The organism is Dyella sp. 01N448, assembly GCF_056399225.1.
Genome location: NZ_JBFTQX010000003.1, coordinates 709,077 through 735,225 on the forward strand (window position 1 = coordinate 709,077; position 26,149 = coordinate 735,225).

At 63.2% G+C, this 26,149-nt stretch carries 20 protein-coding genes and 1 riboswitch; of the genes, 14 read left to right on the forward strand and 6 right to left on the reverse strand.

Annotated elements, in window-relative coordinates; translation table 11 throughout:
* Window positions 1-62 precede the first annotated feature (62 nt).
* A complete protein-coding gene (locus AC1DKY_RS07385; RefSeq protein ID WP_441603560.1) occupies window positions 63-824 on the forward strand; it encodes a pseudouridine synthase in 762 nt (253 codons plus the stop codon).
* Window positions 825-968: 144 nt separating this feature from the next.
* On the opposite strand, the gene kbl is transcribed toward AC1DKY_RS07385, so the two are convergent.
* The 3 genes from kbl to tdh form a co-directional block, all read right to left on the reverse strand.
* Window positions 969-2,162 (reverse strand): glycine C-acetyltransferase, encoded by a 1,194-nt coding sequence (kbl, locus tag AC1DKY_RS07390; protein ID WP_441603559.1) that lies wholly within the window; start codon window positions 2,160-2,162, stop codon window positions 969-971.
* A 174-nt stretch (window positions 2,163-2,336) separates the two neighbouring features.
* Entirely contained in the window at window positions 2,337-6,128 is a 3,792-nt protein-coding gene (locus AC1DKY_RS07395) for a DUF748 domain-containing protein (protein WP_441603558.1), read from the reverse strand.
* 166 nt (window positions 6,129-6,294) lie between these two features.
* A complete protein-coding gene (gene tdh, locus AC1DKY_RS07400; RefSeq protein ID WP_441603557.1) occupies window positions 6,295-7,329 on the reverse strand; it encodes an L-threonine 3-dehydrogenase in 1,035 nt (344 codons plus the stop codon).
* Between the two features lie 143 nt (window positions 7,330-7,472).
* Between tdh and AC1DKY_RS07405 the strand changes: the two genes are divergently transcribed.
* The 9 genes from AC1DKY_RS07405 to AC1DKY_RS07445 all read left to right on the forward strand — a co-directional run bounded on the left by AC1DKY_RS07405 (window position 7,473) and on the right by AC1DKY_RS07445 (window position 17,454).
* On the forward strand, window positions 7,473-9,635 hold the full coding sequence (locus tag AC1DKY_RS07405) for a S46 family peptidase (protein WP_441603556.1): 2,163 nt from the start codon (window positions 7,473-7,475) through the stop codon (window positions 9,633-9,635).
* Window positions 9,636-9,796: 161 nt separating this feature from the next.
* A complete protein-coding gene (locus AC1DKY_RS07410; RefSeq protein ID WP_441603555.1) occupies window positions 9,797-10,549 on the forward strand; it encodes a carbonic anhydrase family protein in 753 nt (250 codons plus the stop codon).
* Between the two features lie 83 nt (window positions 10,550-10,632).
* On the forward strand, window positions 10,633-11,544 hold the full coding sequence (gene miaA / locus AC1DKY_RS07415) for a tRNA (adenosine(37)-N6)-dimethylallyltransferase MiaA (RefSeq protein ID WP_477179892.1): 912 nt from the start codon (window positions 10,633-10,635) through the stop codon (window positions 11,542-11,544).
* 159 nt (window positions 11,545-11,703) lie between these two features.
* Window positions 11,704-11,973, forward strand: a complete 270-nt coding sequence (gene hfq / locus AC1DKY_RS07420; RefSeq protein ID WP_046970487.1) for an RNA chaperone Hfq — start codon at window positions 11,704-11,706, stop codon at window positions 11,971-11,973.
* Between the two features lie 150 nt (window positions 11,974-12,123).
* Window positions 12,124-13,449 (forward strand): ribosome rescue GTPase HflX, encoded by a 1,326-nt coding sequence (hflX, locus tag AC1DKY_RS07425; RefSeq protein ID WP_441603553.1) that lies wholly within the window; start codon window positions 12,124-12,126, stop codon window positions 13,447-13,449.
* A 296-nt stretch (window positions 13,450-13,745) separates the two neighbouring features.
* Window positions 13,746-14,918, forward strand: a complete 1,173-nt coding sequence (gene hflK / locus AC1DKY_RS07430; protein ID WP_441603552.1) for an FtsH protease activity modulator HflK — start codon at window positions 13,746-13,748, stop codon at window positions 14,916-14,918.
* Entirely contained in the window at window positions 14,915-15,784 is an 870-nt protein-coding gene (gene hflC / locus AC1DKY_RS07435) for a protease modulator HflC (protein WP_441603551.1), read from the forward strand. Before hflK ends, hflC begins: the two co-directional genes overlap by 4 nt.
* A 12-nt stretch (window positions 15,785-15,796) precedes the next feature.
* On the forward strand, window positions 15,797-15,982 hold the full coding sequence (locus AC1DKY_RS07440; protein WP_441603550.1) for a DUF2065 domain-containing protein: 186 nt from the start codon (window positions 15,797-15,799) through the stop codon (window positions 15,980-15,982).
* 179 nt (window positions 15,983-16,161) lie between these two features.
* Window positions 16,162-17,454 (forward strand): adenylosuccinate synthase, encoded by a 1,293-nt coding sequence (locus AC1DKY_RS07445; RefSeq protein WP_441603549.1) that lies wholly within the window; start codon window positions 16,162-16,164, stop codon window positions 17,452-17,454.
* Between the two features lie 213 nt (window positions 17,455-17,667).
* On the opposite strand, the gene AC1DKY_RS07450 is transcribed toward AC1DKY_RS07445, so the two are convergent.
* Complete coding sequence (locus AC1DKY_RS07450) at window positions 17,668-18,000, reverse strand: hypothetical protein (protein WP_441603548.1); 333 nt, start codon at window positions 17,998-18,000, stop codon at window positions 17,668-17,670.
* 806 nt (window positions 18,001-18,806) lie between these two features.
* On the opposite strand from AC1DKY_RS07450, the gene AC1DKY_RS07455 reads away from it, so the two are divergent.
* Window positions 18,807-19,121, forward strand: a complete 315-nt coding sequence (locus AC1DKY_RS07455) for a HigA family addiction module antitoxin (protein ID WP_441603547.1) — start codon at window positions 18,807-18,809, stop codon at window positions 19,119-19,121.
* A gap of 245 nt (window positions 19,122-19,366) precedes the next feature.
* Window positions 19,367-19,993: a DUF4253 domain-containing protein gene (locus AC1DKY_RS07460; protein ID WP_441603546.1), complete on the forward strand. Its 627-nt coding sequence runs from the start codon at window positions 19,367-19,369 to the stop codon at window positions 19,991-19,993.
* A 53-nt stretch (window positions 19,994-20,046) separates the two neighbouring features.
* Here the strand turns inward: AC1DKY_RS07460 and AC1DKY_RS07465 are convergent, their stop codons facing one another.
* Window positions 20,047-21,387, reverse strand: a complete 1,341-nt coding sequence (locus tag AC1DKY_RS07465; RefSeq protein WP_441603545.1) for a carbohydrate-binding protein — start codon at window positions 21,385-21,387, stop codon at window positions 20,047-20,049.
* 464 nt (window positions 21,388-21,851) lie between these two features.
* Here AC1DKY_RS07465 and AC1DKY_RS07470 point away from each other — a divergent pair, with 464 nt between their 5' ends.
* Entirely contained in the window at window positions 21,852-22,313 is a 462-nt protein-coding gene (locus tag AC1DKY_RS07470) for a hypothetical protein (protein ID WP_441611072.1), read from the forward strand.
* A 74-nt stretch (window positions 22,314-22,387) separates the two neighbouring features.
* Here the strand turns inward: AC1DKY_RS07470 and gcvP are convergent, their stop codons facing one another.
* Complete coding sequence (gcvP, locus tag AC1DKY_RS07475; protein WP_441603543.1) at window positions 22,388-25,336, reverse strand: aminomethyl-transferring glycine dehydrogenase; 2,949 nt, start codon at window positions 25,334-25,336, stop codon at window positions 22,388-22,390.
* 53 nt (window positions 25,337-25,389) lie between these two features.
* Window positions 25,390-25,498: riboswitch (glycine riboswitch) on the reverse strand.
* 200 nt (window positions 25,499-25,698) lie between these two features.
* Between gcvP and AC1DKY_RS07480 the strand changes: the two genes are divergently transcribed.
* Window positions 25,699-26,121, forward strand: a complete 423-nt coding sequence (locus AC1DKY_RS07480; protein ID WP_441603542.1) for a VOC family protein — start codon at window positions 25,699-25,701, stop codon at window positions 26,119-26,121.
* Window positions 26,122-26,149 lie beyond the last annotated feature (28 nt).

A 26,149-nucleotide genomic window follows, 5' to 3' on the forward strand; every position in this document is an offset into this window, starting at 1 on the left:
TGTGGACACGCAGGTATCGCCTACCATGCGTGGTGTCGTCATCTGTTTTGCGAGTTTCACTCATGCGTCCGCCTCGTCCCGCTTCACGCCCGTCCACACCATCGGCGCCTCGCCATGGTCTGGCGCGCGTGCTCAGCAAGCTGGGCGTGTGTTCGCGCAGCCAGGCAGAGAAGGCGATACGCGAAGGACGCGTCAGCGTCGACGGCAAGGTCGTGCTCGATCCGGAGCGTCCCGCCGATGCGGAGCGCCAACGCATCTTGTTGGACAACGAACCCATTGCCGCCAGTACGCGCGTCTATATCGCGATCAACAAGCCTCGCGGGATAGTCGTCAGTGCTGCCGATGAGCGCGGTCGCGACACCGTGTATGACTTGCTGAAGGATGCCGGCCTGCCATGGCTGGGACCGGTGGGGCGACTGGACAAGGCCAGCGAAGGCCTGCTCTTGCTGACCAACGACAGCGTCTGGGCGGCGCGCTTGACCGAACCGAGGCATCACGTCGACAAGACCTATCACGTGCAGGTCAACGATATTCCCGATCAGGCTCTACTGGATCAGTTGGTCGCCGGTGTGGTGGAAGAGGGCGAACGCCTTGCTGCACGTCGCGCGATCTTGCTGCGACATGGCGAAAAGAATGCGTGGCTGGAAATCGTGCTCGATGAGGGACGCAACCGCCATATCCGGCGATTGCTGGCAGCGCATGGGATCGATGTGCTGAGGCTGATCCGCGTGGCGATTGGTTCGATGCCGCTTGGCGAATTGCCGAAGGGGCAGTGGCGGCATCTGACCGCAGAAGAAGTGCGATCTCTAGGCGGCGCCGGATAACCTGTTTCTCCCTTGTAGGAGCGCACTTGTGCGCGACCAGCCTCTCACGCAAGGGATGTGGTCGGCGGTCGCGCACAAGTGCGCTCCTACAGAAAGCCAGAGACCGCGCCTCTCCCATCGGGAAAGGCGCAGCTCCAATCCGCTTTAAATCACGCCCAGCTTCTTACCCACCTTCGTAAACGCCGCAATCGCCTGATCCAGCTGCTCACGCGTATGCGCCGCACTCATCTGCGTGCGGATGCGCGCCTGGCCCTGCGGCACCACGGGGTAGAAGAAGCCCGTGACATAGATGCCTTCATCAAGCAGCTCGGTCGCCATGGCCTGGGCTTTCTTGGCGTCGTAGATCATCACCGGCACGATGGGATGCACGCCGGGCTTGATGTCGAAGCCTGCCTTGGTCATCGCTTCGCGGAAGTAGCGGGTGTTCTCCTTGACCTTGTCACGCAGATCGCCTGCAGCGGCCAGCATCTCGAACACCTTGGTGCCGGCGGCCACCACGTGCGGCGGCAGCGAGTTGGAGAACAGGTAAGGGCGCGAGCGCTGGCGCAACATCTCGATTACTTCGCGCGGGCCGGTGGTGAAACCGCCCAGCGCACCACCGAGTGCCTTGCCCAGCGTGCCGGTGATGATGTCGATCTTGTCGAGCACGCCGTTGACCTCGGCCGAGCCGCGGCCGGTGTCGCCGAGGAAGCCGGTGCAATGGCATTCGTCGATATGCACCAGGGCGTTGTACTTCTTGGCCAGCGCAGTGATCTGATCCAGCGGCGCGATAAAGCCGTCCATCGAGAATGCACCGTCGGTCGTGATCAGCTTGGTACGCGCGCCTGCAGCATCGGCAGCCTGCAGCTGCTTTTCCAGATCGGCCATGTCGCAATTGCTGTAGCGGAAGCGCTTGGCCTTGCACAAACGAATGCCATCGATGATGGAGGCGTGATTGAGCGCGTCGGAGATGACGGCATCTTCTTCGCCCAACAGCGGCTCAAACAGACCGCCGTTCGCGTCGAAGCAGGCGGCGTAGAGAATCGTGTCCTCCTTGCCGAAGAACTCCGAGATCTTCTTTTCCAGTTCCTTGTGCAGATCCTGCGTGCCGCAGATGAAACGCACCGACGCCATGCCGAAGCCATGCGTGTCGAGCGCGTCCTTCGCTGCCTGGATCACCTCGGGATGATCGGCGAGTCCCAGGTAGTTGTTGGCGCAGAAGTTCAGCACTTCCTTGCCGCTGTCGAGGCGGATCTTCGCCGACTGCGGCGAGACGATGATGCGCTCGGCCTTGAACAGGCCCTGCTCACGGATCGATTCGAGTTCGCTGGCGTAGCGAGACTGGCCGGGGTAGCTCATGGGGATAGTTCCGCTGGGGCAAAAGGCTATTTTGAGCCTTTAAGAGCGGACTGGGAAGGCGAGCTTTTTGCTCCCTCTCCCCTGCGGGGAGMGGGTTGGGGTGAGGGGCGGGTGCTCGCGACAGCGTTTCTTCTTTAGCCTGGGTGGCTCTTCAGAGCCCCGAGTTCGCATCCATCAAAGCATGAGGCTAGGCCGGCCCCTCACCCCAGCCCTCTCCCCGCAGGGGAGAGGGAGCAAAGAAGCCCCTCWCCCCTGGTGCAACCCAAACTCCACCCGCGTCGTCTTGCCCTTGTCGTCAATGTCTTTGGTATCCAGCTTCGGATCCTTGATCGCAACGCGCTTGTCGTCGATCTTGCCCTTCAGCCACGCCTGCACCGCGGTGGCACGACGCTGCGCCAGGTCGCGCATGGCGGCATCGTCGACGGAGATGTTGGTTTCCATCAGGCTGCGCATCTCGTCCGGTTCCAGCGATTTCTTCAGGCCGATGATGTTCTTGGGCTTGCCCTTGAAGTCATCGTCCTTATAGGCGCGCTTGAGGTACTTTTCGTACTCGTCGGGCGTCACGTTGACCGAGGCGAGTGCGGCATCCGACGTATCGGCATTCTTGCCGTCCTGGTCGAGCGCCTTCGCGCGGCGAACCATGTTGTCCACGGTCACCTTGCGCAGGCCGTCCTGATCCTTGGACGGATCGATACGGCCGATGATGTCCAGGTTCAAGGTGTTCTTCTGGTTGAGCATGGCCACGACCTTGCCCAGGCGATCCTGCGCATTCTTGTCGAGCACGGCCGAGCCCGCATCGAACTCCACGTAACCCAGATCCTCATGGCTGCCGCCACCGAAGGCTGCACCGAGCAGGCGGAACGGCGCGGTGGCGGCCTTCGCGATCAGGTTGCCGATGGCGCGCCAGATCAAGCCACCCATGCTGAACTGCGGATCGTCGAGCGAACCCGATACCGGCACGTCCACGTCGATATTGCCCTGCGTGTCCTTGAGCAAGGCCACGGCCAGTTTGACCGGCATGTGCTTGATGCCCGGGCTTTCATCGCGATCGCCGAAAGTCAGCTGGGTGATGAAGATATGGTTGTCGGCGTTGAGCTTGCGCTGGTCCAGCGTGTAATGGACGTCCATCGTCAGCTTGCCGGCCGTGATGGGATAGCCGGTGTACTTGGTGGAATAGGCGCTGAGCCCGGTCAGCTCGACTTCGTTGGCCTTGCCCTTGATGTCGAGGAAGGCCACCGGCTGCAGCGGATTGATGGTGCCGTCGATATCCACCGGCGAGTTGTCGTTGAGCGCCGCCTGCACCGACAGCTCCGCCGGCGGATCGCCAGGCGTGGTCGCAATCGTGCCGATCTTGCCAGTGACCTTGGTCAGGTTGGCCGTGTAGTTGGGCTTGATGAAGTTGTCGGTGTAGTTGAGCTGGCCGTTGACCAGGGTGATGCCACCGATACGCACATCCGCAGCCGGTGTCGCCGGTGCGTTGGTGGCAGGGACGACCGCCGTAGTGGTGGTGCCCTTGGTGGTCTTGGACGGCGCAGCGGCGGTCGCAGCGGCAGGCGCTGGTGCCGTTGCCGCTGGTGCCGGGGTGGGCGGCACCGCTGCACCGGAAGGCTGCTCGTTGGCGGCACGCGTGACGGACACCGGTGCCACCTCGGGATTGGCCACCACTTCGGAGAGGTTCAAGGTGCCGTTGGGATTGACGATCACGCGCGCGTAGAACGAACTGAGCACCAGTCCGGCCACATGCATGCGCGGCGCGCCCGAGCCATAGGCGACATCCAGGTTCGAGCCACTGAGCGTGCGCCAGCGCAGGAAATCATCGCCGGTAAGTTTGTCCTGGATGCGCACCTGTTCCAGCGCCGCATTGCCCTTATAGGTGAACTTCGGTTCCGCACTGCGCCCGTCGTAATGCAGCTTGCCGTTGCTGGTGACGCGCGCGCTGGAAATGACCACGTTCAACGGCACGCTGATATACGGCTGGAAATTGGTGATATCCAGTCGCTTGGTATCGATCTGCAGGTCGGCCATCGTAGGCAGCGGTTGCAGCTTGCCGTTGGCGGTGAAGCTGCCCTTGGCCACCGTGCCCGACAATTTCATATCGCGCGGTTCGTTGAGCTTGTCGCTCAGGTTGTCCATCGAGCCGCTGACCGAATCGATCTTGATCTTCACCGGCTTGTCGCCGGCCGCCATGTCGGTGAACGCAACCGCGGCATTGTCGAAGGTGAGGTGAGCCACGCTCCAGTGCCACGGCGGACCGCTGGCGGCTACGGGCTTCTTCGGCGCGTCCTTGGCAGCGAACAGATCGACCAGGCTGATGTACTTCTTGCTGTCGCGCTGCACGTCCAGGCTGAGGCCGGTGGCTTTGACGGTTCCCAGCTGCGCCTGTTGCGTGACCAGGTCGACCTGGGTGATCTCCGCTTCCATCGTGTTCCAGGACACGGGCGAACCATGTCCCTTGAACTGCGGCTCCATCGCAAAGTCGGTCACCGTGGCGTGCGCATCGGCGAGGTGGACGTTGAACGGTGTGCCCCAATCCACTTGCAGCTGACCGGTGGCATCGAGCTTGCCCTTGGTCAGGCGTGCATTGATACCTTGATAGGTGGCTGCCTGCAGCGGCGCCATGTCGACCTGCTTGAGCGTCAGCGCAGCGACCAGCTTGTTCTTGGCCAGATCCACCGTGCCCTTCATACCGAGGTCGCCGCCGAAGAACTGCGCCGTCACATCAAGCTTTGCCACAGGGGCTGCCTGCAGACTCAGGCCCTGCATATTGCCGCGCAGATTGCCCAGGTCGATCTTGCTGCCGGCAGCATCCGTGTAATGGATGGCGCTGTTGGCGAGCGTCATCGAGGCAATGCGCAGATCGGTGGGTGCGGCCTTCTTGTCTGCATCCGCTTTGGCGGGGGCCGCCGTGAGCGCGTCGAAATTGCTGTGGCCGCCGGCGGCAGCGGTGTAAAAGAGCTGCGCACGGTCCAGCACGAGTGCGCCCAGCACATAACGCGACGTCAGCGGCTGCACGTCGCTGAGCTCGGCCGTGCCTTTGCCCAGGCTCAGGATCGACTGGCCGTTGCTGCTGTTGAGCACGAAGTCGTCGATCTGCAGTTTGCCGGTGAGCTGGAGCTGCGGCGTCGGTTTGGCCTGCACGAAATGCAGCACCAGATCGCCACTGAGCAGTCCCTTGGGTATCGCCACCGGCAGGGTGGTGGGCGCATAGCCGATGTAGCGCGCCAGATCGAGGCGATCCAGGCGGAAATTGATGGTGGAATCGCGACTGTCGGCAAACGGCTTGGTGTGGCCTTCGACGCGCAGCGGGCTGCCATCCACGCTCATCGACAACAGCGGCTGCACGAATACATCGGTATCGCTGGGCAGGTTGGCGATGAAGGGAATGCCCAGCTCCAGCTTTTCCACGTGATGGTTGGCTTTCATCGCCTCATCGGCGAACTGGATATCGCCGTTGTGCACGCTGATGTTGGAAAGCGCAAAGCGCGCCGGTGCCGCCTTCGGGTCGGACGGCGTGGCGTTGAAGCGATCGATGATGTCGCTGAAATTGAAGCGCTGGTCGCCGGTGCGCACGATGCGGACGCGCGGATGCTGCACGACCAGTTCATCCAGCACGGGCGCCATGCGGAACAGCGAGGCCCATGACACATTGATCACGGCCTGGTCCACATCGACGAAGGCCGACTTGCCATCGCTGTCGGCGATATGCAGCTGATCCAGCTGCAGCCGCAACGTATACGGATTGAGATGCGCGGCACCCAGCGTGACGGGGCGTTGCAGTGCGGCGCTGGCGCGCTTTTCGATCTGACTTCGAATGATCGATGGCGCCGCAAGAAAGCCGAGGATGCCGAAGACAATCACCACGATCGCAACGATCAAGGCGATCTTGCGTGTGCGATGCGATTGGTAGACGGCGATGGCGCGGTCGCGTCCCGCGGCCAGATGACGATTGCTGAACAGATCAGCCATGCGGACGATGCTCCCGTGCCATCGCGCGCCGACCGTATCCAGCCCTTGGGCCGGATACCTTCACAATCCCAGCGATTAGTCGGCCGCCTTGGTCGAAGTGTACTAGGGCGGCCGACCTTTCAGGTTGGATTTCCCGCAGGAAATTCCGAGGTGTGACAGGGTTCGCTCAGCTCCAGGAGCAGACGACCTTGCCGCACTTGCCCGCATCCATCAGATCGAAGCCCTTCTGGAAATCGTCGATGTGAATCTGGTGCGTGAGAACTTTCTGAAGCGGGAAGCCGGTGAGCACCATCTGGGTCATCTTGTACCAGGTCTCGTACATGCGACGGCCGTAGATGCCCTGCATGGTGAGGCCCTTGAAGATCACCTTGTCCCAGTCGATGCCGGCGCCCTTGGGCAGGATGCCGAGCAGCGCGATCTTGCCGCCGTGGTACATGCAATCGAGCATGTCGTTGAAGGCGCGCGGGTTGCCGCTCATTTCCAGGCCCACGTCGAAGCCTTCCATGTGCAGGTCCTTCATCACGTCCTTCAGCGACTGGTTGGCCACGTTCACCACACGCGTGGCGCCCATGTCCGCCGCCAGCTTCAGGCGGTAGTCGTTGACGTCGGTGACAACCACGTTACGGGCGCCCACATGCTTGGCGATGCCCGCGGCGATGATGCCGATCGGGCCGGCGCCGGTGATCAGCACGTCTTCGCCGATCAGGTCGAACTCCAGCGCGCAATGTGCAGCGTTGCCATACGGGTCGAAGAAGGCGGCCAGCTCCGACGGGATCTGGTCCGGGATCGGCCACAGGTTCGAGGCCGGCATGGTCATGTATTCGGCAAACGCGCCATTGCGGTTCACGCCGATGCCCACGGTGTTCGGGCACAGGTGCTGGCGGCCGGCGCGGCAGTTGCGGCAGTGGCCGCAGACGATGTGGCCTTCGGCGGAGACACGGTCGCCGATCTTGTAGCCGGTCACGCCCGGGCCGATCTCCACGATGCGGCCGACGAACTCATGGCCGATGGTGAGGCCGGGCTTGATCGTGCGCTGGGACCACTCGTCCCACTTATAGATGTGCAGGTCGGTGCCGCAGATCGCGGTCTTTTCCAGCTTGATCAGCACCTCGTTGGGGCCGACCTCGGGAACAGGCACTTCTTCCATCCAGATGCCCTGTTCGGGTTTGCGCTTGACCAGGGCTTTCATCATCTGAGGCATGGTATTTCCGTGGGGGAAGGGCGGGAAAACGGACATTATAGAAGCCTGGGCAGGGCGCCGCCTTCGTGCAGTGCAGCGTTGCCCCCGGGCCGGCCAGGGATTATGGTCGCAATTTTTTGCGACAACCCGGGTCGGGAACAGGCATGAAACGACGGATATTCACGCTGCTGGCGGCAACATGGGGCTTGATGATGGCCATTCCTAGCCACGCTGACGAAGGCATGTGGATGCCCTCGCAGCTGCCCTCCATCGGCAAGCAGCTGCATGCGGCGGGCTTCCAGGGCAATCCGGCCGACCTGGCTGACCTGACCAAGGCGCCGCTGAGCGCGGTGGTGAAGGTGGGCGGGGCCACGGGTTCGTTCATCAGCGACGACGGCCTGGTGCTGACCAACCACCACGTCGCATTCGGCGTGATCCAGTACAACAGCAACGCGCAGCGCGATCTGATCCAGAACGGTTTCGTCTCGCACGAGCGCACGGAAGAGCTGCCCGCCAACCCTGATTTCCGCCTGCGCGTGACCACCGGTTTCGACAAGGTCAGCGAGCAGGTGCTGGCGGCCGCCAGGGGCAAGACGGGGCGGGCCTATTTCGATGCGATCGACGCCATCAGCAAGACCCTGGTGGCCGATTGCGAGCGCGAAGCCGGCGTGCGTTGCAGCGTGGTCAACATGTTCTATGGCCGCGACTTCTACCTGGTCAAACAACTTGAACTGCGCGACCTGCGCCTGGTCTACGCGCCGCCGCGCGCCATCGGCAACTACGGCGACGAAGTGGACAACTTCGTGTGGCCGCGCCACGCGGGCGACTTCACCTTGTTGCGCGCTTACGTCGGCCCCGACGGCAAGCCGGCTGATTACGCCAAGGACAACGTTCCCTATCACCCGCCTGCGCACTTGCAGGTGGCACGCGATGGCGTGCGCGATGGGGATTTCGTGATGCTGGCGGGTTATCCCGGTACGACGTATCGCCATCGCACGGCGGCGGAGTTTGCCGATCAGGTGCAGTGGCGCTTGCCGACCACGGTGGCGGTGATGCAGCAGCTGCAGCATGTGATTGAAGACGCCGGACGCGATGATCGGCCTGCAGCCATCCGCTATGCCTCGCAACTGCAGTCGTTGAAGAACAACATCAAGCGCTATGAGGGCGAGTTGGATGGCCTCAAGCGCAGTGATGCGGTGACGATCCGCCGCACGGATGAGGACGCGATGATGGCGTGGCTGGCAGCACAGCCGCAGGCTGGCACGCTGCGTCCGCAGATCGACGAGGTCAATCGCCTGATTGCCGCCGGCAATGCGATGCGCGAACGCGATCTGCTGTTGGGCATGATGCAGGCGCAAACGCAGTTGTTGCGTTCGGCCATCATGCTGCAGCGACTCGCCATTGAGCGCGGCCAGGCGGATGCCCAGCGCGAGGCGGGCTATCAACAGCGCGATGAAGAACTGATCGCCGGCACGCTGCGCCAGGTTCAGCGCCGCTACGATCCGGCGGTCGAGAAACATTTGTTGCGGGCCTTGCTCACGCGCTATCAGGCCTTGCCCGATGCGCAACGCCTGCCTGAATTCGACGCTGCGTTCGGGCGTACGCCTGAAACTTTGTCGCACAAGCTCGAGCAGGTTTACGGCGCCACGCAGCTGGGTGACGAAGCGAAACGGCTGGCGTGGCTCAAGGCAGAGCCTGCGGCGGTGAGCAAGTCCGATGATGCACTGCTCGCGCTGGCTGCCCAGCTGCAACCTGCGCTGCTGCGCGTGGAAGGCGAGCGCAAGTCGCGCGAAGGCGACTTGCTGCGCCTTCGTCCGGCGTATATGGATGCGCTGATTGCCTATCGCGAAAAGCAGGGGCGCGCTGTCTATCCCGATGCCAACAGCACGCTGCGCGTGAGTTACGGCAAGGTCACACCGTTGAAGGCGCGCGATGCCGTGTCCTACGAACCGCAGACGACGACTGCCGGCATCGTGGAGAAGAACACCGGCGCGGAACCGTTCGATGCACCCAAGCCCTTGCTCGACGCCATCGCCAAGGGCGACTACGAGGGCTATGCGGATGCGAAGACCAAGGCCATGCCGGTCGACTTCCTGAGCAATCTGGATACCACCGGCGGCAACTCGGGTTCGCCCGTATTGAACGCCAAGGGCGAGCTGGTAGGCCTCAATTTCGACAGCAACTGGGAGGCGGTGAGTGCGAGCTGGATGTTCGATCCGCGTTACAAGCGCGCCATCCATGTTGATCTGCGATATATGCGTTGGCTGATGGACAAGGTCTATCCGGCCCCGCAGTTGCTGAATGAGATGGGTGTGCCGAGGCGCTGATTCCCCCACTGTGGGAGCGCACCCTGTGCGCGAGGGCCTCACCCTGTCGCGGCGCTAGTCGCGCACAGGGTGCGCTCCCACAGACAGCCGACGAACTGAGGTTCACACCGGTTTCATCCCCCCAGGCGTGCAGTAGTTCCTTCCATTAGGGAGGGGACGTTATGCAGCATGACGACGCTTGTTGCGCCGGCGCGACGGATCCCGCGCGCCGTTCGCTGTTGAAATCTGCCATCGGTGCCGCCGCGTTTGCCGCGGTGGGCGGCGTTTCCTGGCTCATGCCTGGACTTGCACAGGCCGCCGCGTTGACCAAGGAGCAACGCGATGCGATGACGCCAGACCAGGTCATCGCCATGCTCAAGGAAGGCAACGAGCGATTCTGTGCCGGCAAGATGCAGGGACACGACTATCTGGCACAGAAGCGTGCCAGCGCCGGCGGGCAATACCCGGCAGCGGTGATCCTCAGCTGCATCGACTCGCGCGCGCCGGCCGAAATCATCCTGGATGCAGGGATCGGCGACACCTTCAATGGGCGCGTCGCCGGCAACGTCGCCAACGACGATCTCTTAGGAAGCATGGAGTTTGCCTGCGCGCTTGCCGGCGCCAAGCTTGTGCTGGTGATGGGGCACACGGCCTGCGGTGCGATCAAGGGCGCCATCGACAACGCCAAGCTCGGCAACCTCACCGGCCTTCTCGACAAGATCAAGCCAGCCGTCGAAGCCACCAAGTTCAGTGGCGAACGCACCAGCAAGAACGATGCTTTCGTTGATGCCGTGGCCGCGACCAATGTGCGTCAGACGGTGGCGGAGATCCGCCGTCGCAGCGATGTGCTGGCCGGCCTGGAGAAGGACGGCAAGATCAAGATCGTCGGCTCGATGTATCACCTCGTTGGCGGCAAGGTGGAGTTCTACACCTAGACTCATGCCGCCGTTTGTAGGAGCGCACTTGTGCGCGACCGAGGCATCGACAGGGCGCTGCGGTCGCACTCGCCGTATTCCTGATGGGCCCGACCGCGTCGGGCAAGACCGCGCTTGCATGCGCCTTGAGCGATCAGTTCCCGCTCGACCTGGTAAGCGTCGATTCCGCCCTGGTCTATCGTGGCCTCAATATCGGCGCGGCCAAACCGGATGCGCCGACGCTCGCGCGCTACCCGCATCGACTGATCGATATCCGCGATCCGGCCGAGCCTTACTCGGCCGCGGATTTCCGCGGTGACGCCGTAGCCGCCATGCAGGACATCACGGCGCAGGGCAGGGTGCCACTGCTCGTTGGCGGCACGGGGCTTTATTTCCGCGCGCTGCAACAAGGCCTTTCGCAGCTGCCCGAAGCCGATCCGGCGGTGCGTGAGCGCCTCACTGCGCAGGCGGCGGATGATGGATGGCCTGCGCTGCATGCGCGTCTGCAACAACTCGATCCCTCCGCCGCCGAACGCATCGGGCCCAACGACGCGCAGCGTATCCAGCGCGCGCTGGAAGTGATCGAGCTCACCGGTCGCCCGTTGTCAGAGCAGCAGCGCGGCGGCAGCGGCGAGCGTTTCCCCTGGCGCGTGCTCAAGCTGGCGCTGGTGCCGCAGGACCGTGCGCCCTTGCACGAACGGATCGCACAACGTTTCGACACGATGTTGCGCGATGGATTTCTCGACGAAGTTCGCGCCCTGCGCGCCCGCGGCGACCTGCATGCCGATCTCCCGGCCATACGCGCCGTAGGCTACCGACAGGCCTGGGATTATCTGGACGGCCAAACCAGCGAGGCAGAATTTCGCGACCGCGGCGTGTTCGCGACACGTCAGTTGGCCAAACGGCAGATCACCTGGCTGCGCAGCGTGCTCGACGCACGGATGCTTGATCCGGAGGGTTCTGCGACGTGGAATCTTGCCGAGGATGCCCTGCGTTTGTATCTCGGCGAACAATAGTGTGCCGCTCAGTTCTCTAAACACCATTTTCACACCTGACGAAAGCTGCATTCGCCCTTTCATCAACGATTTAAAAGTGGTTAATATTCCTCCGCCTTGGACCGGGGCGCGTCACGCGTCTTTTATCCCGGTCCGTCCGTTGCGAGGGGAGAACAAGAAATGTCCAAAGGGCAATCATTGCAAGATCCGTTTCTTAATGCGCTGCGCCGTGAACGCGTTCCGGTCGCTATTTACCTGGTCAATGGCATCAAGCTGCAGGGCACGATCGAGTCGTTCGATCAGTTCGTGGTGCTGCTGCGCAACCAGGTAAGCCAGATGGTCTACAAGCACGCCATCTCCACCGTAGTACCCAGCCGCAATGTGCGCATGGGCAATGGCCACGACGGTCCGGGCGATGCGCCGGGCGGTGCCGCCGAAGCGGAAGCTTGATTACGACGGGTGGTCGACCCATCTGAGTAGGGTAGGCGTCGCGGCATTATCGGCCGGCGGCGTATCCACATACACTTCCCACTCCGATCCGTGCCGTGGACCGTCTTAAGGTCCGCGGCATCGCGTCTTCATAAAGGTCTTCCCGCCCTCGTGTTTGATCGTCAAAAGAAAGGCGAACGCGCCGTCCTCGTGCTCCCGCATTCCCGTGGAGAGGGCGATACGGCGCGGCGCGCCGAAGAATTCGCCGAGCTCGTGCGCTCGGCAGGCGCCGAGATCCTCGGCAGCATCCCCGCACGCGTCGTCGAGCCCAACCCGCGCTATTACATCGGCACCGGCAAGGCCGACGAGGTGGCTGAGGCCGCCCGGGCGCTCGAAGCCGACCTGGTCCTGGTCGATCACCTGCTCACCCCGGTGCAGGAGCGCAACCTCGAAAAGCTGCTCAATGTGCGTGTGGTGGACCGTGCCGGCCTGATCCTGGACATCTTTGCCCAGCGCGCCCGTTCGCACGAAGGCAAGCTCGAAGTGGAGCTGGCCCAGCTCAAGCATCTTGCGACGCGACTGGTGCGCGGCTGGACTCACCTTGACGCCCAGCGCGGCGGTGCCATCGGCAACCGCGGCCCGGGCGAAACCCAGCTGGAAACCGACCGCCGCCTGCTCGCCGAGCGGGTGAAGATGCTCACCAAGCGTCTGGAAAAGGTGCAGACCCAGCGCGTCCAGCAGCGCCGCGCGCGCCTGCGCAACACCGTGCCGAGGGTCGCCCTGGTGGGCTATACCAATGCCGGCAAATCGACCCTGTTCAACGTGTTGACCGAAGGCGAAGTGTTCGCCGCCGACCTGCTGTTCGCCACGCTGGACCCGACCGTGCGCAAGCTCGACGGGCTGTCCTGCGGGCCGGCGGTGCTGGCCGACACGGTGGGCTTTATCCGCGAGCTGCCGCATGACCTGGTCGCCGCCTTCCGCGGCACCCTGGCCGAGGCGCGCGATGCCGATCTGCTACTGCATGTGAGCGACGCGGCCGACGAGGAGCGCGAGCGCCTCGCCCGCGTGGTCGACAACGTGCTCGAGGAAATCGACGCCGGCGACCTGCCGCAGCTGCGGGTGATGAACAAGATCGACCTGGCGGGCACCGAGCCGCGAATCGACCGCGACGCCGAAGGTCGCCCCACCACCGTGTGGCTGTCGGCCGCCAGCGGGCAGGGCCTGGACCTGCTTCGGCAGGCCCTGGGCGAGCTGCTGGGCGGCGAGCGCGTGCAGTCCGAACTGCGCCTGCCGCATACCGCCGGCCGCCTGCATGCCCGACTCAAGGCCGCCGGCGCCATCGTGGGCGAAGAGGTGGACGAGGATGGCTGGCGCTTGAACATCGATGCGCCGCGCAGCGTGATTGCGCCCTTGAGCGGCGGTAGCGCCAGCGAGGCAGCCTTGCTCCAGCCCATCCTTGGCACGGCCGAAGAGGCCTTGCAGGACGGCACCCTCTAACCAGCGAACCCCCTGTGGGAGCGCACCCTGTGCGCGACAGGCGCCCGAGCGCCCGGCGAACACCGGTTGTCGGGGTGGCCTTGCGGCGCCAGTCGCGCACAGGGTGCGCTCCCACAAGTGGAGCGCTTCCATGGGGAGGAATCCCTGGCGGGCTCTGTTAGAATGGTCGCTGTTTGTGTGCGGCCATTCGCGCTCGCGCGGTACCCATCTCAAGCAGCCGACCCTATGTCCAAACCCGTTCAACGCGCTTTCCGGCCAACGCAGCCGGCCTCCCAGCGGCCTTAAGGAGACTGACCATGGCCTGGAACGAACCCGGTAACGGGCAACGTGATCCGTGGAACAGGAACCGCCAGCCTGGCAATAAGCCGGGTCTGGAGGACATGCTCAGGCAGCTGCGCAACCGGCTGGGCAAGCTTGGCGGCGGCGCCGGCGGCATCTTCACCATCCTGCTGGCCTTCCTGATCGTCTGGATCGCCATGAGCAGCTTCACCATCGTGGATGCGCGCCAGGCCGGCGTGGTACTGCGCTTTGGCCAGTACTCCCGCACCCTGCCGCCGGGTTTCCACCTGAAGTTTCCGAGCCCCATTGAAACGGTGACCAAGGTCGGCACCACCGAGATCCGATCGGTGTCCGACAAGGTGCGCATGCTGACCAGCGACGAGAACATCATCTCGGTCGACTTCAACGTGCAGTACCAGGTGGCCGACGCCCGCAAGTTCCTCTTCTCGCTCAGCGGCCCGCCGGAAGACACGCTGCGCCAGGCCTCCGAGGCCGCCGTGCGCACGGTGGTGGGCGCCAATGTGATGGACAACATCCTCACCAGTCAGGGCGAAGGCGAGACCGTCGCGCCCGCCGCTGCCAGCACCGTGGCGGGCGCCTCGTCCGTGGCGACCCCGGCCGTTGTACCCGTGACCGGCGTGAAGGCGCAGACGCGCGACACCCTGCAGCAGCAGACGCGCGAAATCCTGCAGGCCACGTTGGACGAATACGACGCCGGCCTCGTGGTGACCGACGTGAGCTTCCAGAACGTGGCCCCGCCGCAGGAAGTGAAGGACGCCTTCGACGACGTCAACGCCGCACGCGAAGACAAGCAGGGCACCGAGAACAACGCACGCGCCTACGCCAGCCAGGTCGTACCGGTGGCACGTGGCGATGCCTCGCGCATTTCTGCCGAGGCCCAGGGTTATGCCGCTGCACGCGTGGCCACCGCCACCGGTGATGCCTCGCGCTTCAACCTCATCCTCAAGGAATACAAGGCCGCGCCGGATGTCACGCGCCGTCGCCTGTGGCTGGAAACCGTCGAGGACGTGATGTCGAACAATCCCAAGGTGCTCGATGGCTCCGGCGGCCGCAACATGATCTACCTGCCGCTCGATCGCGCGACCGGCAAGGATGTGCCGAACGTGGGCTCGGTGATGCAATCGGCAGGCAGCGACAGCAGCCTCGGCGGCAAGGAGAAGCAGCCATGAAGATCGTCTCCGCCATCATCGCCGTGCTGATCGTGTTGCTCGGCTTCAACAGTTTGTTTGTCGTGCACGAAGGGCAGACCGCACTCGTGCTGCAGTTCGGCCGCATCGTGCGCACCGGCGACCAGCCCGGCCTGCACGCCAAGTTGCCGTTCATCCAGCAGGTGATGACGTTCGACAACCGCATCCTCACGTTGGAAGCGCCGCCCGAGCGTTACTTCACCTCCGAGAAGAAGAGCGTCAACGTCGACTTCTATGTGAAGTGGCGCATCGCCGACAACGCCGCGTATTACCGCGCCACTGCGGGCGACGAGCTGCAGGCGGCCAATCGCCTCACGCCGATCGTGAAGGACGCGCTGCGTTTTGAATTCAATGGTCGCACCTTGCAGGAGCTGGTCTCGGCCGGCCGCAAGGACGTCACCGAACGCGTGCGCAAGCAGACCGACACGGCCGCCCGCAAGAATTTCGGCATTGCCGTGGTCGACGTGCGCATCAAGCGTATCGATCTGCCGGACGAAGTGAGCGAGTCGGTGTACAAGCGCATGCGCGCCGAGCGCACGCAGCTCGCCAACGAATTGCGCTACACCGGTCAGCAGGCCGCCGAAACCATCAAGGCCGACGCCGATCGCCAGGCCCAAGTCGTGAAGGCGGAAGCCGAGCGCGATGCGGCCAAGGTGAAGGGCGAGGGCGATGCCCAGGCCGCGGCGATCTACGCGCAGGCTTACGGCCAGGACCCGGAGTTCTTCGCGTTTTATCGAAGCCTGGCCGCGTACCGTACCTCCTTCAAGGACGGCAAGGGCGTGCTGGTGCTGCGACCGGATTCGGAATTCCTGAAGTATTTCAGCGACGGCGCATCGTCCAAGCATTGAGTGGCAGGGACGATGTCGAAGGAATTGGCAGGCGCGTTGTGCCTGGTGTTGGTGTTTGAAGGGCTGGTGCTGTTTGCCGCGCCGCGCGGGTGGCAAGCCACTATGCGCGAGGCAGTCAACATGAGCCCGCGCACGCTGCGCGTGTTTGGCGCGCTGGCCATCGGCATTGGCCTTGTGGCCTTGCAGTTGGTGCATTGACTTGATGCGGCGATGGGCCGTTCAACCCATCGGAAACCGCCACGGTTTCCTCATCGTCATCCCGGCTGGTGTCGGGATCCAGCGACGTCGAAGGCGCTGGCATGACGCGCTGAGGTAGCCAGCCGAATTCGCGGCCCTTGGGCCATCCGATTTTTCAAATTGACGAGAGCAACATCATCATGGGCAAGTCAGTAGTCATCCTTGGTGCGCAGTGGGGCGACGAAGGCAAGGGCAAGATCGTCGACCTGCTGACTTCGAAGGTCAGCGCCGTCGCTCGCTTCCAGGGCGGTCACAACGCCGGCCACACGCTGGTCATCGGTGGCAAGAAGACCGTGCTGCATCTGATCCCGTCGGGCATTCTGCGCGACGACGCGCTGTGCCTGATCGGCAATGGCGTGGTGCTTTCGCCGCAGGCGCTCAAGCAGGAAATCGAAGAGCTCGAAGCGCAGGGCGTGGAAGTGCGTTCGCGCCTCAAGATCAGCCCGGCCACGCCGTTGATCATGCCGTACCACATCGCCGTCGATAAGGCGCGCGAAATCGCTGCCGGCAAGAGCGCCATCGGCACCACCGGCCGCGGCATCGGCCCGGCGTACGAAGACAAGGTGGCTCGCCGCAGCGTGCGCGTGGCCGACCTGATGTATCCGCACGAGCTGCCCGAGAAGATCAAGGCCGCCGTCGAGTACCACAACTTCATCCTCACCCAGTGGCTGAAGGCCGAGCCGGTCGACTTCCAGACCGTGCTGGACGATGCGCTGGCCTATGGCGAATTCATCCGCCCGATGGTCGACGACGTCGCCACCATCCTGCACGACGTGCGCAAGGAAGGCGGTCACATCCTTTATGAAGGCGCGCAGGGCGCGCTGCTCGACATCGACCACGGCACCTACCCGTACGTGACCTCGTCCAACACCACCGTGGGCGGCGCGCTCGCCGGCACCGGCGTTGGCGCAGGCGACATCGACTACGTGCTGGGCATCTGCAAGGCGTACGCCACGCGCGTGGGCGGCGGTCCGTTCCCGACCGAGCTCAACGACGAGATGGGCGAGCGCCTGCGCAAGGTCGGCAACGAGTTCGGCGCCAGCACCGGCCGTCCGCGCCGCTGCGGCTGGATCGACCTCGTCGCGCTCAAGCGCGCCGTGCAGATCAACGGCATCAACGGCCTGGCCATCACCAAGCTCGACGTGCTCGACGGCCTGCCGACCATCAAGGTCTGCATCGCCTACGAATACCGCGGCAAGCGCCGCGAACTGGCCCCGCTCGACGCGGACGGCTGGGCCGAGTGCAAGCCCGTCTACCTGGAATTCCCGGGCTGGGACGAATCCACCGCCGGCATCCGCGAATGGGACAAGCTGCCTGCTGCTGCTCGTGCCTATCTGCGCGCGGTGGAAGAGCTGTCGGGTTGCAAGCTGTCGCTGGTGGCTACCGGTGCGGATCGTGATGACACGATCGTGCTGGATGATCCGTTCGCTTGATCGGTTAGTGCGTAGGCAAGGCAAACAAAAAGGCCCTGCAATCGCGGGGCTTCTTTTTACTACCGGATGGCGTTGGAGTCTGTTCGCCTCGAAAGCGTAGCCATGTTGGCTACGAGCGTAGCGTTACTGGCTACAACATGAGGTGTTAACTACCTCCGTCCCGTTTTCAGAAAGTCGTTGTTGTAGTACGGGTCGTCTAACTACGTTAGCCCATTAGTTCCCTGAAGAGGCGACTTCCTTAGCCACAATTCGAAGCATTTTCGCGTCGTTCCATGCAGACACAAACGAAAAAACCTTAAACCCTTCAACAGAATCCTCATCGGCCATGTCACAGGCCAACGATAGGAAAGGATCTTCAATCTCGATAGTCCCGTGGCTTAGCGCCTTGCCTTCAGGACTGAACCATTGATACCCCGCAACTTGCCTAAAGACCAGTTCGGACTCTTGCTCTCTCCAGTTGAGATAGGCGACATGTAGCTCATCGCCAACTAACGTGACGCTGGATATTTCAGCGTCGTCGAAGCGCAACTTTTCAAATTCCAACATACATCACCTCATTGACCCGGAAATCTTTCGCCAAAACAGGGGCAGAGTGCACTTTCACCTCTTCTGGACCTCGATTTCTAGCCGGAAAGGTTGACTCCGAGATAGCCCTTTGCCCTCACGCTTACCTGTGGCCACGCGGACATCCATCTCGCCCATCCCTGACAGACGATGGCAAGCCTGATTGTTAGGGTCAGCCAGTCACTCGCGTTGTCGTGTTGCACGTCTCGCGAATGACCATGACTACCAAGTCATGAGGCGCGGGCCGTGAGTGCGACTAACACCCACAGCCCGCTAACCATCACCAACTTCAAGAGAGTTGATCATGGCTACCCGCGATCATACGGTACGCATTCGCTCGTCCGTTCCCCCTGACGACACCCTCGCTCCTCCGCCTGACGACTCGTTATCCGAGGCGGTGGCATGGCCCGAAACCCTGCGTCATAGCACTCGCGGCGACATCGCCCTGGCGGTGCTCGCCCTCATGCGCCTGCGTGTCGACAGCGAGCAGTGCCGCCAGGCGCAGGCGCGAGGATTCCCCGGCAGAGCGCTGCCATGGCCGCTTCCCGCGGCCGTCACGGCCAGCTTGGGCACGGCCATTCACTGCTTGCAGCAGTACAGCCGCCTGCTCGGTGACGAGCCTCGAGCGAACACCACACGCCTCCGATGATCGCCGTTGCAGCGCATCGGCCGGCATGGCGATGCGCCGCGTTCGGGCAATCACCGACGAAGCTGCCAAGCATTCACTGACACGGAGCGCTGTAAGCGCCTATCCGCTGTGCGGCCGTGTCCGACAGGGAGGAACCACCATGGAACTGATCCAGCTCACCCCGCATTCGGAAATCGACCCCTCGCAACCGCTGCGAGCCCCCGGCGACATCCTGCTGCACGCCTACCTGATTCCGAACGCCCTCAATCCCGCCCAACTCGCCCGCCGCACCGGCATACCGTCCAATCAGATCAAAGCCTTCATCGCCGACACCCACCCCATCACCGCCAAGATCGCCATCCGCCTCTCCCTCGCTTTCGACACCACCGCCTTCTACTGGCTGGCACTTCAGGCGCGATACGACCTGGAAAGGGCAAAGCCTGTGGTGCGCGCTTATCGGCCTCTTGTTGATTAAGGGCAAACGCACGACAAGCGGGACCGATGAAAGGGACAGAGGCAGCTAAGTCCCACCGTCATTGTTCGAACTAACTACCTCTGTCCCGTTTGCTCGATTGTGCTGGATGATCCGTTTGCCTGATCACGATTAGTGTGCCGAACACCAAGGCCCTGCTTCATGCGGGGCCTTGTTTTTGGCGAGCGCTGAATGCGGCATCATGCGCGTGGTCATCGATGACGACTCGCATCTCAGGGGAGGTGAACATGAGCAAGCGTATTTGGACATGGATTGCAGGGTTGGTATTTGCCTCGGGCGCATCCGCGTCCGGCGTACAAAGCTTGCGTACTCTTGATGAAGCTTCGGCTTACCTTGAACAGCAGAACCTCGGTGAGGTTCGCCACTATTCGACCAGGGACTTCGGCCGGGATCAGTATTCGGGCGCGCGTTCCGTGGTGGTAAAGCCGGAGCTTGCGGAAACACTCTTGCGCGATCTTCGTGGCAGGCTTGGGCCGGGCCTTGTGGCGTTCATCGGAACAACCAACAGCCTTGCCGCCCCGCCTTCGGTCGGGGCCGAGATTGTGATCGGAAAGGGAACGTCGCAATTCGACGTACTGCGGATTGCTGCATCCGATGCGGTCAATCACGGCATGGGTACGGAAGATCTGATCAAGAAACTCCGGACATGGGATGCCGCGTATGGCATCGATATTTTTCAGGCGGAAACGGACACCATCCAGTTTCGCCTAAAGAAGCCGCCGCGTGATATGCGCGCGTTCGCAAAGGACCTGTATGCATTCTGCCCGGACATCGTGGATCAAGGCACTTTGACGGTGGATGCGTTGCAGAAAGAGATAGAGCGCACGCACACGGTCTTTCTCTGGTGGGACTGAGCTTCGGGCAGTGATCACGGGTCGGCGTCTGCGCCGACCCGTGATCCGATGGCTTACCGCCCCAAATCGCTCAAGAACCGCTTCGTATACTGCAACGGCGTCGTCGACGGCACCGAGTTGCACGTCGGCGATGCGTAGTTCTGATTACACGGCGTATCGCGGTCGAGCGACCAGAAGTGGATGCCGGCGAGGCCGTTGGCGACGGCGTAGGTGGTGATGGCGTCGGCGTTGGCGATGGTGAAGTTTTCACTCGCGGCGTCGTTGATGCCGATCATCGGGGTGATCTCGATTTTGTTCGGCGAGATGCCGTAGGTGTGTTCGAGATTCTTCACCGCCTGGATTGCGGATTGGCCCATGTCGCAGCTGCCGTTTGCTACCACGCACAAGTACGAGGCGGCGGATGAGCCGTAGTCCATCGCCATCAGGTTGATGGTGTAGTTGGTCAGTGAGGAGGCCTTGATCGCCTTCACCACCATATCGCCGAGGCTGTTGACGCCACCGTAGCTGCCGTCGGATGCGCCGAGCGTGGCGAGGGTGAAGGAGAAGCGCAGGTTCGGATATAGCGACTGGCCGTACACGGCGGCAGCGACGAGGTTGTTGATGGTCGCCTGCGATTGGCCGCCTTCGATGTCGAAGTCCACGCCCACCATCTTCGGCGACATGTAGCGCGACAGGAACGTAGCGAAGTTGGCGGTGCTGCCGCAGGTGAAGGTGCCTGCCTGGCCGCCGGTAGAGACGATGTAGGACACGCCGGCATTGGAAAGCGCGGAGATATTCGCGCTGGCGAAGCTGGCGCCCGGGACGCCGCCCCAGTTTTCGCTGCCGCATTCGCCGGTGGCGAAGGCGAGGGTGATGGCGCCAAGGTTGGTCACGTAGTTGGACTTGAGGCTGCCACTGCCGACCACCGGTATCGACGAGCCCGTGGCCGCCGCGGTCTGCATGACATTGGTGTTCCAGTTGAGGTTGATGGTCACGTCCTTGTAGGGACTGAACACCAGGTTCGCGCCGGTGCCGGGCGGATTGGTGGGACCTGTGCCACCGCCACCCGTGCCGCCACCGCCAGTACCACCGCCGCCTGTGCCGCCACCACCGGATCCGCCCGTACACGCGCCTTGCGAGGTCCACGGCTGGCCGGAGCCTGCACCGCCGCTGTTGGTGGCGGGGTCATTGCCCTGCGTCCACCAGTTGGCGAGGTAGTTGGTGCCGTTCTCGCTCGCGGTCTGGCCGCCGGTGTAAACCGTGCTTGCGCTCCACGCCGCGGCGCAGGTGGCCTGCGCGTGTACGGCTTGAACGGGAGCGAGCGTCATCAAGCTCATGGCCATCGCACCACCTGCGGTGGTGCCGATGGCGTTGAGTGCCGTGCGTAGCCAAACAACCGACTTCTTCAAGTGCATGGAAGCGTCTCCTGGTTGTGTTGCATCACTAAGGCGGAAGGTTTCCCTGGCGACGAGCCGAGTCCGATCGGCGGTGGGCGTCCCCGTGCTTTCCCTGTGGGTCATGACTTGCCGTGGTCATGACGATGTCGTCTTTGTGTCCACTCTTGACAACGTTGTCCTTAAAAGACGATGGGAACTGTGATGGGGGTTGTGAATTTGGGACGCCAAATCGATCGTTATGGATGGATGGTTATATGGCGCGACGTGCCGTGTTTTTCGTGCGTTGCAGCGCGTTCGACGGCGGATTGCTTGAGGTCTATGGCGATGCGGGATGGTGCGTTGCGACTAGAACGATTCAGACGTTTGGATGGCTAGCCGTTTCCGTTGAGACTTTTCTGACAACGTTGTCTAAGGTCGGCATGGCGATCTGACCAGGTGCCGAAACAGCAGATAGCCCTTACCATCGCTGAGCCGGCACGGGGGTGCCGGCGCAAGAAATCACAGGGGGAGTTATGGGATCGCGTTACAAGCAGGAACGCTGGTACTGGCCGACGTTCGGAAACATCGCCGATGCCGAGCAGGCATCCAATCAGGGATTCTGGGCCGCAGTGTTTTGTGCGGTCGTGACGGCAGTTGTCGCCACCATCAGCCTGCTGTCCAACCACAGCGTCATGGGCATCAATGCGTTCGCTTACGCCGACGCGCTGTTCCTGGCCATCATTGCCTGGCGCATCCGGCGTCGCTCGCGGGTGTTCGCGGTGATTGGCCTGGTGTTGTTTGTGCTGGAAAAGATTTTCCAGTTTGCCACGCAGCCGCAGGCTTACTTTGGCATCTTCATGGCCGTGGTGCTGTTGTTTTGCTTTATCAATGGCGTGCGCGGCACCTTCGCCTACCATCGCATGATCGCGGCCAAACCGCAGGAGCCAGCAGTCGCAAGCGTCTGACGTGCTGCATGGCTTTCAACAAAAAAAAGGGCTCCGCATGCGGAGCCCTTTTTTTATTCACGCTGAGGGCAAGCTCAGGCGACGTTCGGTTCGCTGAAAGCCTCGATCTCGCCCTTGAACGCTTCCACCGGTACGCAGCTGCAGAAGACGTTCTTGTCGCCGTAGACGTTGTCCACGCGGGCGACCGGCGACCAGTACTTCTGGAACTTCAGGCTGGGTAGCGGGAAGGCGGCCAGTTCGCGGGTGTAGGCGTGGGTCCACTCGGAGGCGGACACCATCACGGCGGTGTGCGGGGCGTGCTTGAGCGGGTTGTCTTCGCGGTCGAGCTTGCCTTCGTCCACGGCGCGGATTTCGTCGCGGATCTGGATCATGGCGTCGATGAAGCGATCGAGCTCGGACTGCGATTCGCTTTCGGTCGGTTCGACCATCAGCGTACCGGCAACCGGGAAGCTCAGCGTCGGTGCGTGGAAGCCGAAGTCGATGAGGCGCTTGGCGACGTCTTCTGCGCCGATGCCGGTGGCGTCCTTGAGCGGGCGCAGGTCGAGGATGCACTCGTGTGCCACCAGGCCGTTGCGGCCGGTGTAGAGCGTCTCGTAGTGCGGTGCCAGGCGCTTGGCGATGTAGTTGGCGTTGAGCAGCGCGACCTGGGTGGCGCGGCGCAGGCCGCTGGCGCCCATCATGGTGATGTACATCCAGCTGATCGGCAGGATCGAGGCGGAGCCGTAGCTCGCCGCGGAGACCATGCCTACGGAGCCAGCGCTCTTGTGAGGAGTGCTGCCATGGATGGCAGCTTCTTGATCTTCGCCGACAGGGATGTCGGCATAAGTACGAGGAAGGAACGGGGCGAGATGCGACTTCACCGCGCACGGGCCCACGCCCGGGCCGCCACCGCCGTGCGGGATGCAGAAGGTCTTGTGCAGGTTGAGGTGCGAGACGTCCGAACCCCACTTGCCCGGCTTGGCCACGCCGACCAGCGCATTCATGTTGGCGCCGTCGGTGTACACCTGGCCGCCGTGCTCGTGCACGATCTCGCAGATCTTGACGATGTCTTCCTCGAACACGCCGTGCGTGGACGGGTAGGTGATCATCAGGGCGGCGAGGCGATCGCTGAACTTCTCGGCGGCGCGCTTGATGTCTTCCACATCGACGTTGCCGTTGGCGTCGCACTTGGTCACCACCACCTGCATGCCGCACATCTGCGCGGAGGCCGGGTTGGTGCCGTGCGCGGATTCGGGGATCAGGCAGATATCGCGATGGCCTTCGCCGCGCGAGCGGTGATAGGCGCGGATGGCGAGCAGGCCGGCGTATTCGCCTTGCGCGCCGGAGTTCGGCTGCAGGCTCACGGCGTCGTAGCCGGTGCATTCCACCAGCATCGCTTCCAGCTCGTCGATCAGCTGCTTGTAGCCGGTGGCCTGATCAGCCGGGGCCAGCGGATGGATGTTGGCGAACTCGGGCCACGTCACCGGGATCATTTCGGCCGTGGCGTTGAGCTTCATGGTGCAGCTGCCCAGCGGGATCATGGTGCGATCCATCGCCAGATCCTTGTCGGCCAGCGAACGCATGTAGCGCAGCAGCTCGTGCTCGCTGTGGTGCGTGTTGAACGCCGGGTGCGTCATGAACTTCGACGTACGGGCGAGGCCGGCGGGCAGGGCGTCGTTGGTCTTGGCGTCGAGCGCGTCGATATCGGCGATGGTGGCGCCAAACAGCGCAGCGACGGCGATGACGTCCGCGCGCGTGGTGGTTTCATCGAGGCTGATGCCCAGGCTCTTGCCGTCGATCTGGCGCAGGTTGATGCCGGCGGCCTTGGCCTTCGCATGGATGGCGGCGGCATCGACGTTGACCACGTGCAGCGTGTCGAAGAAGTCCGGGCCAACGGTGACGCCGGCATCACGCAGCGCGCCGGCAAGGATCGCGGCAAGGCGATGCGTGCGACGCGCAATGCGCACCAGGCCTTCCGGACCGTGGTACACGGCGTACATGCTGGCCATCACGGCGAGCAGCACCTGCGCGGTACAGATGTTGGAGGTCGCCTTCTCGCGGCGGATGTGCTGCTCGCGCGTCTGCAGCGTAAGGCGATAAGCCGGCTTGCCTTCGGCATCGATGGAGACGCCGATCAGGCGGCCCGGCATCGAACGCTTGTAGCTGTCGCGGCAAGCCATGAAGGCGGCATGCGGGCCACCGAAACCGAACGGCACGCCAAAACGCTGGGTGTTGCCGACCACGATGTCGGCGCCCCATTCGCCCGGCGAGGCGATCACGGTAAGGGCGAGCAGGTCGGTGGCCACGCAGACCACGCCGTGGCGCGCGTGCACTGCGTCGGCCAGCGCCTTGTAGTCGTTGATCTGGCCGAAGGTGTTGGGGTACTGCAGCAGCACGCCGTAGCTGTCGACGCTGGCGGCTTCGCTGTCGTCGCCGATGTGCAGGTCGATGCCCATCGCTTCGGCGCGGGTCTTGATCACTTCCAGCGTCTGCGGATGCACGGCGTTGGAGACGAAGAACAGATTGGACTTGGACTTGGTCGAACGCTTGGCCAGCGTCATCGCTTCGGCGGCGGCGGTGCCTTCATCGAGCAGGGACGCGTTGGCAATCTCCATGCCGGTGAGGTCGGCGCACATGGTCTGGAAGTTGATCAGCGCTTCCATGCGGCCCTGCGAGATCTCGGCCTGGTACGGCGTATAGGCCGTGTACCACGCCGGGTTTTCCAGGATGTTGCGCAGGATGACGTTCGGGGTCAGCGTGCCGTAGTAGCCCTGGCCGATGAAGCTGCGGAACACCTGGTTCTTGTCGGCGATGGCGCGGATCTTGGCCAGCGCTTCCACTTCGGTGATCGGCGAGGGCAGGGCCAGCGGCGCCGGCGACTTGATCTTGCCCGGCACGATGGCGTCGGTCATCGCTTCCAGCGAGTCGAAGCCCAGCAGCGCCAGCATCTTGGCGATTTCAGCGTCGTTGGGGCCGATATGACGCTCGATGAAGGCGTCGTGGTGCTCGAGATCACGCAGGGAAGGATGGGCGTTCTGACTCATGGCAGGGGCTTCCGAAAATGGCCAATAAAGGCCGAACGTGCATGCCGCACGCGAAGCGCCCCTCTGTCCTTTTGCCTGAGAGTTTGGAAGAGCAGGCTCAACGAGCCCACGCTTCGTGCCCCTTCGGCGCCGGATTTAACCGGTCTCTCCAGAGTTTCTGTGCGTGTGATGGTCTGGGGCCTGAGCGATTACGGGCGTTGCGCCTTCGGCAGCGGTTCTCACCGCTTCTCCCACCACACGCTAAACGACGATTATAAGCTGCCTCGGCCGGGATTTCCTCCCTGGCGGTCCGGGGCGTCGCCCACCGTGCGGCCCTTGTCTCAAACGGCATAAGATGAAAGGCCCGCCTCAGGAGCCGCCCCATGCCCAAGCCCCCGTTTCAGCTGGCCCGGATCGACCACGTGGTGCTGCGCGTACGCGATGCCGAGGCCATGGAGCGCTTCTATATCGACGTGCTGGGTTGCCACGAAGAGCGCCGCCAGGACGAGATCGGCCTGGTCCAACTGCGCGCTGGCGACTCGCTGATCGACCTGGTGGCGCTGGACAGCAAGCTCGGCCGTCTGGGTGGCGCGGGTCCGGGCGGCGAGGGTCACAACATGGATCACCTATGCCTGCAGGTGGAGAACTACGACGAGGCGGCGATCGTGGCCCATCTCAAGGCGCATGGCGTGCGCGTGGGGGATATCGGTTCGCGCTACGGGGCGAAGGGCGAGGGTCCGTCGATTTACCTGTACGACCCGCAGGGGAATATGGTGGAGTTGAAGGGGCCGCCTGCGACTACCTGACCGCCCTTGTGGGAGCGCACCCTGTGCG

Excerpts from the sequence above, each read along its gene's own strand:
- AC1DKY_RS07385 (WP_441603560.1), top strand. The coding sequence starts at position 63 with ATGCGTCCGCCTCGTCCCGCTTCACGCCCGTCCACACCATCGGCGCCT.
- kbl (WP_441603559.1), bottom strand. The coding sequence starts at position 2,162 with ATGAGCTACCCCGGCCAGTCTCGCTACGCCAGCGAACTCGAATCGATC.
- tdh (WP_441603557.1), bottom strand. The coding sequence starts at position 7,329 with ATGCCTCAGATGATGAAAGCCCTGGTCAAGCGCAAACCCGAACAGGGC.
- AC1DKY_RS07405 (WP_441603556.1), top strand. The coding sequence starts at position 7,473 with ATGAAACGACGGATATTCACGCTGCTGGCGGCAACATGGGGCTTGATG.
- AC1DKY_RS07410 (WP_441603555.1), top strand. The coding sequence starts at position 9,797 with ATGCAGCATGACGACGCTTGTTGCGCCGGCGCGACGGATCCCGCGCGC.
- miaA (WP_477179892.1), top strand. The coding sequence starts at position 10,633 with ATGGGCCCGACCGCGTCGGGCAAGACCGCGCTTGCATGCGCCTTGAGC.
- hfq (WP_046970487.1), top strand. The coding sequence starts at position 11,704 with ATGTCCAAAGGGCAATCATTGCAAGATCCGTTTCTTAATGCGCTGCGC.
- hflK (WP_441603552.1), top strand. The coding sequence starts at position 13,746 with ATGGCCTGGAACGAACCCGGTAACGGGCAACGTGATCCGTGGAACAGG.
- hflC (WP_441603551.1), top strand. The coding sequence starts at position 14,915 with ATGAAGATCGTCTCCGCCATCATCGCCGTGCTGATCGTGTTGCTCGGC.
- AC1DKY_RS07440 (WP_441603550.1), top strand. The coding sequence starts at position 15,797 with ATGTCGAAGGAATTGGCAGGCGCGTTGTGCCTGGTGTTGGTGTTTGAA.
- AC1DKY_RS07445 (WP_441603549.1), top strand. The coding sequence starts at position 16,162 with ATGGGCAAGTCAGTAGTCATCCTTGGTGCGCAGTGGGGCGACGAAGGC.
- AC1DKY_RS07450 (WP_441603548.1), bottom strand. The coding sequence starts at position 18,000 with ATGTTGGAATTTGAAAAGTTGCGCTTCGACGACGCTGAAATATCCAGC.
- AC1DKY_RS07455 (WP_441603547.1), top strand. The coding sequence starts at position 18,807 with ATGGAACTGATCCAGCTCACCCCGCATTCGGAAATCGACCCCTCGCAA.
- AC1DKY_RS07460 (WP_441603546.1), top strand. The coding sequence starts at position 19,367 with ATGAGCAAGCGTATTTGGACATGGATTGCAGGGTTGGTATTTGCCTCG.
- AC1DKY_RS07465 (WP_441603545.1), bottom strand. The coding sequence starts at position 21,387 with ATGCACTTGAAGAAGTCGGTTGTTTGGCTACGCACGGCACTCAACGCC.
- gcvP (WP_441603543.1), bottom strand. The coding sequence starts at position 25,336 with ATGAGTCAGAACGCCCATCCTTCCCTGCGTGATCTCGAGCACCACGAC.
- AC1DKY_RS07480 (WP_441603542.1), top strand. The coding sequence starts at position 25,699 with ATGCCCAAGCCCCCGTTTCAGCTGGCCCGGATCGACCACGTGGTGCTG.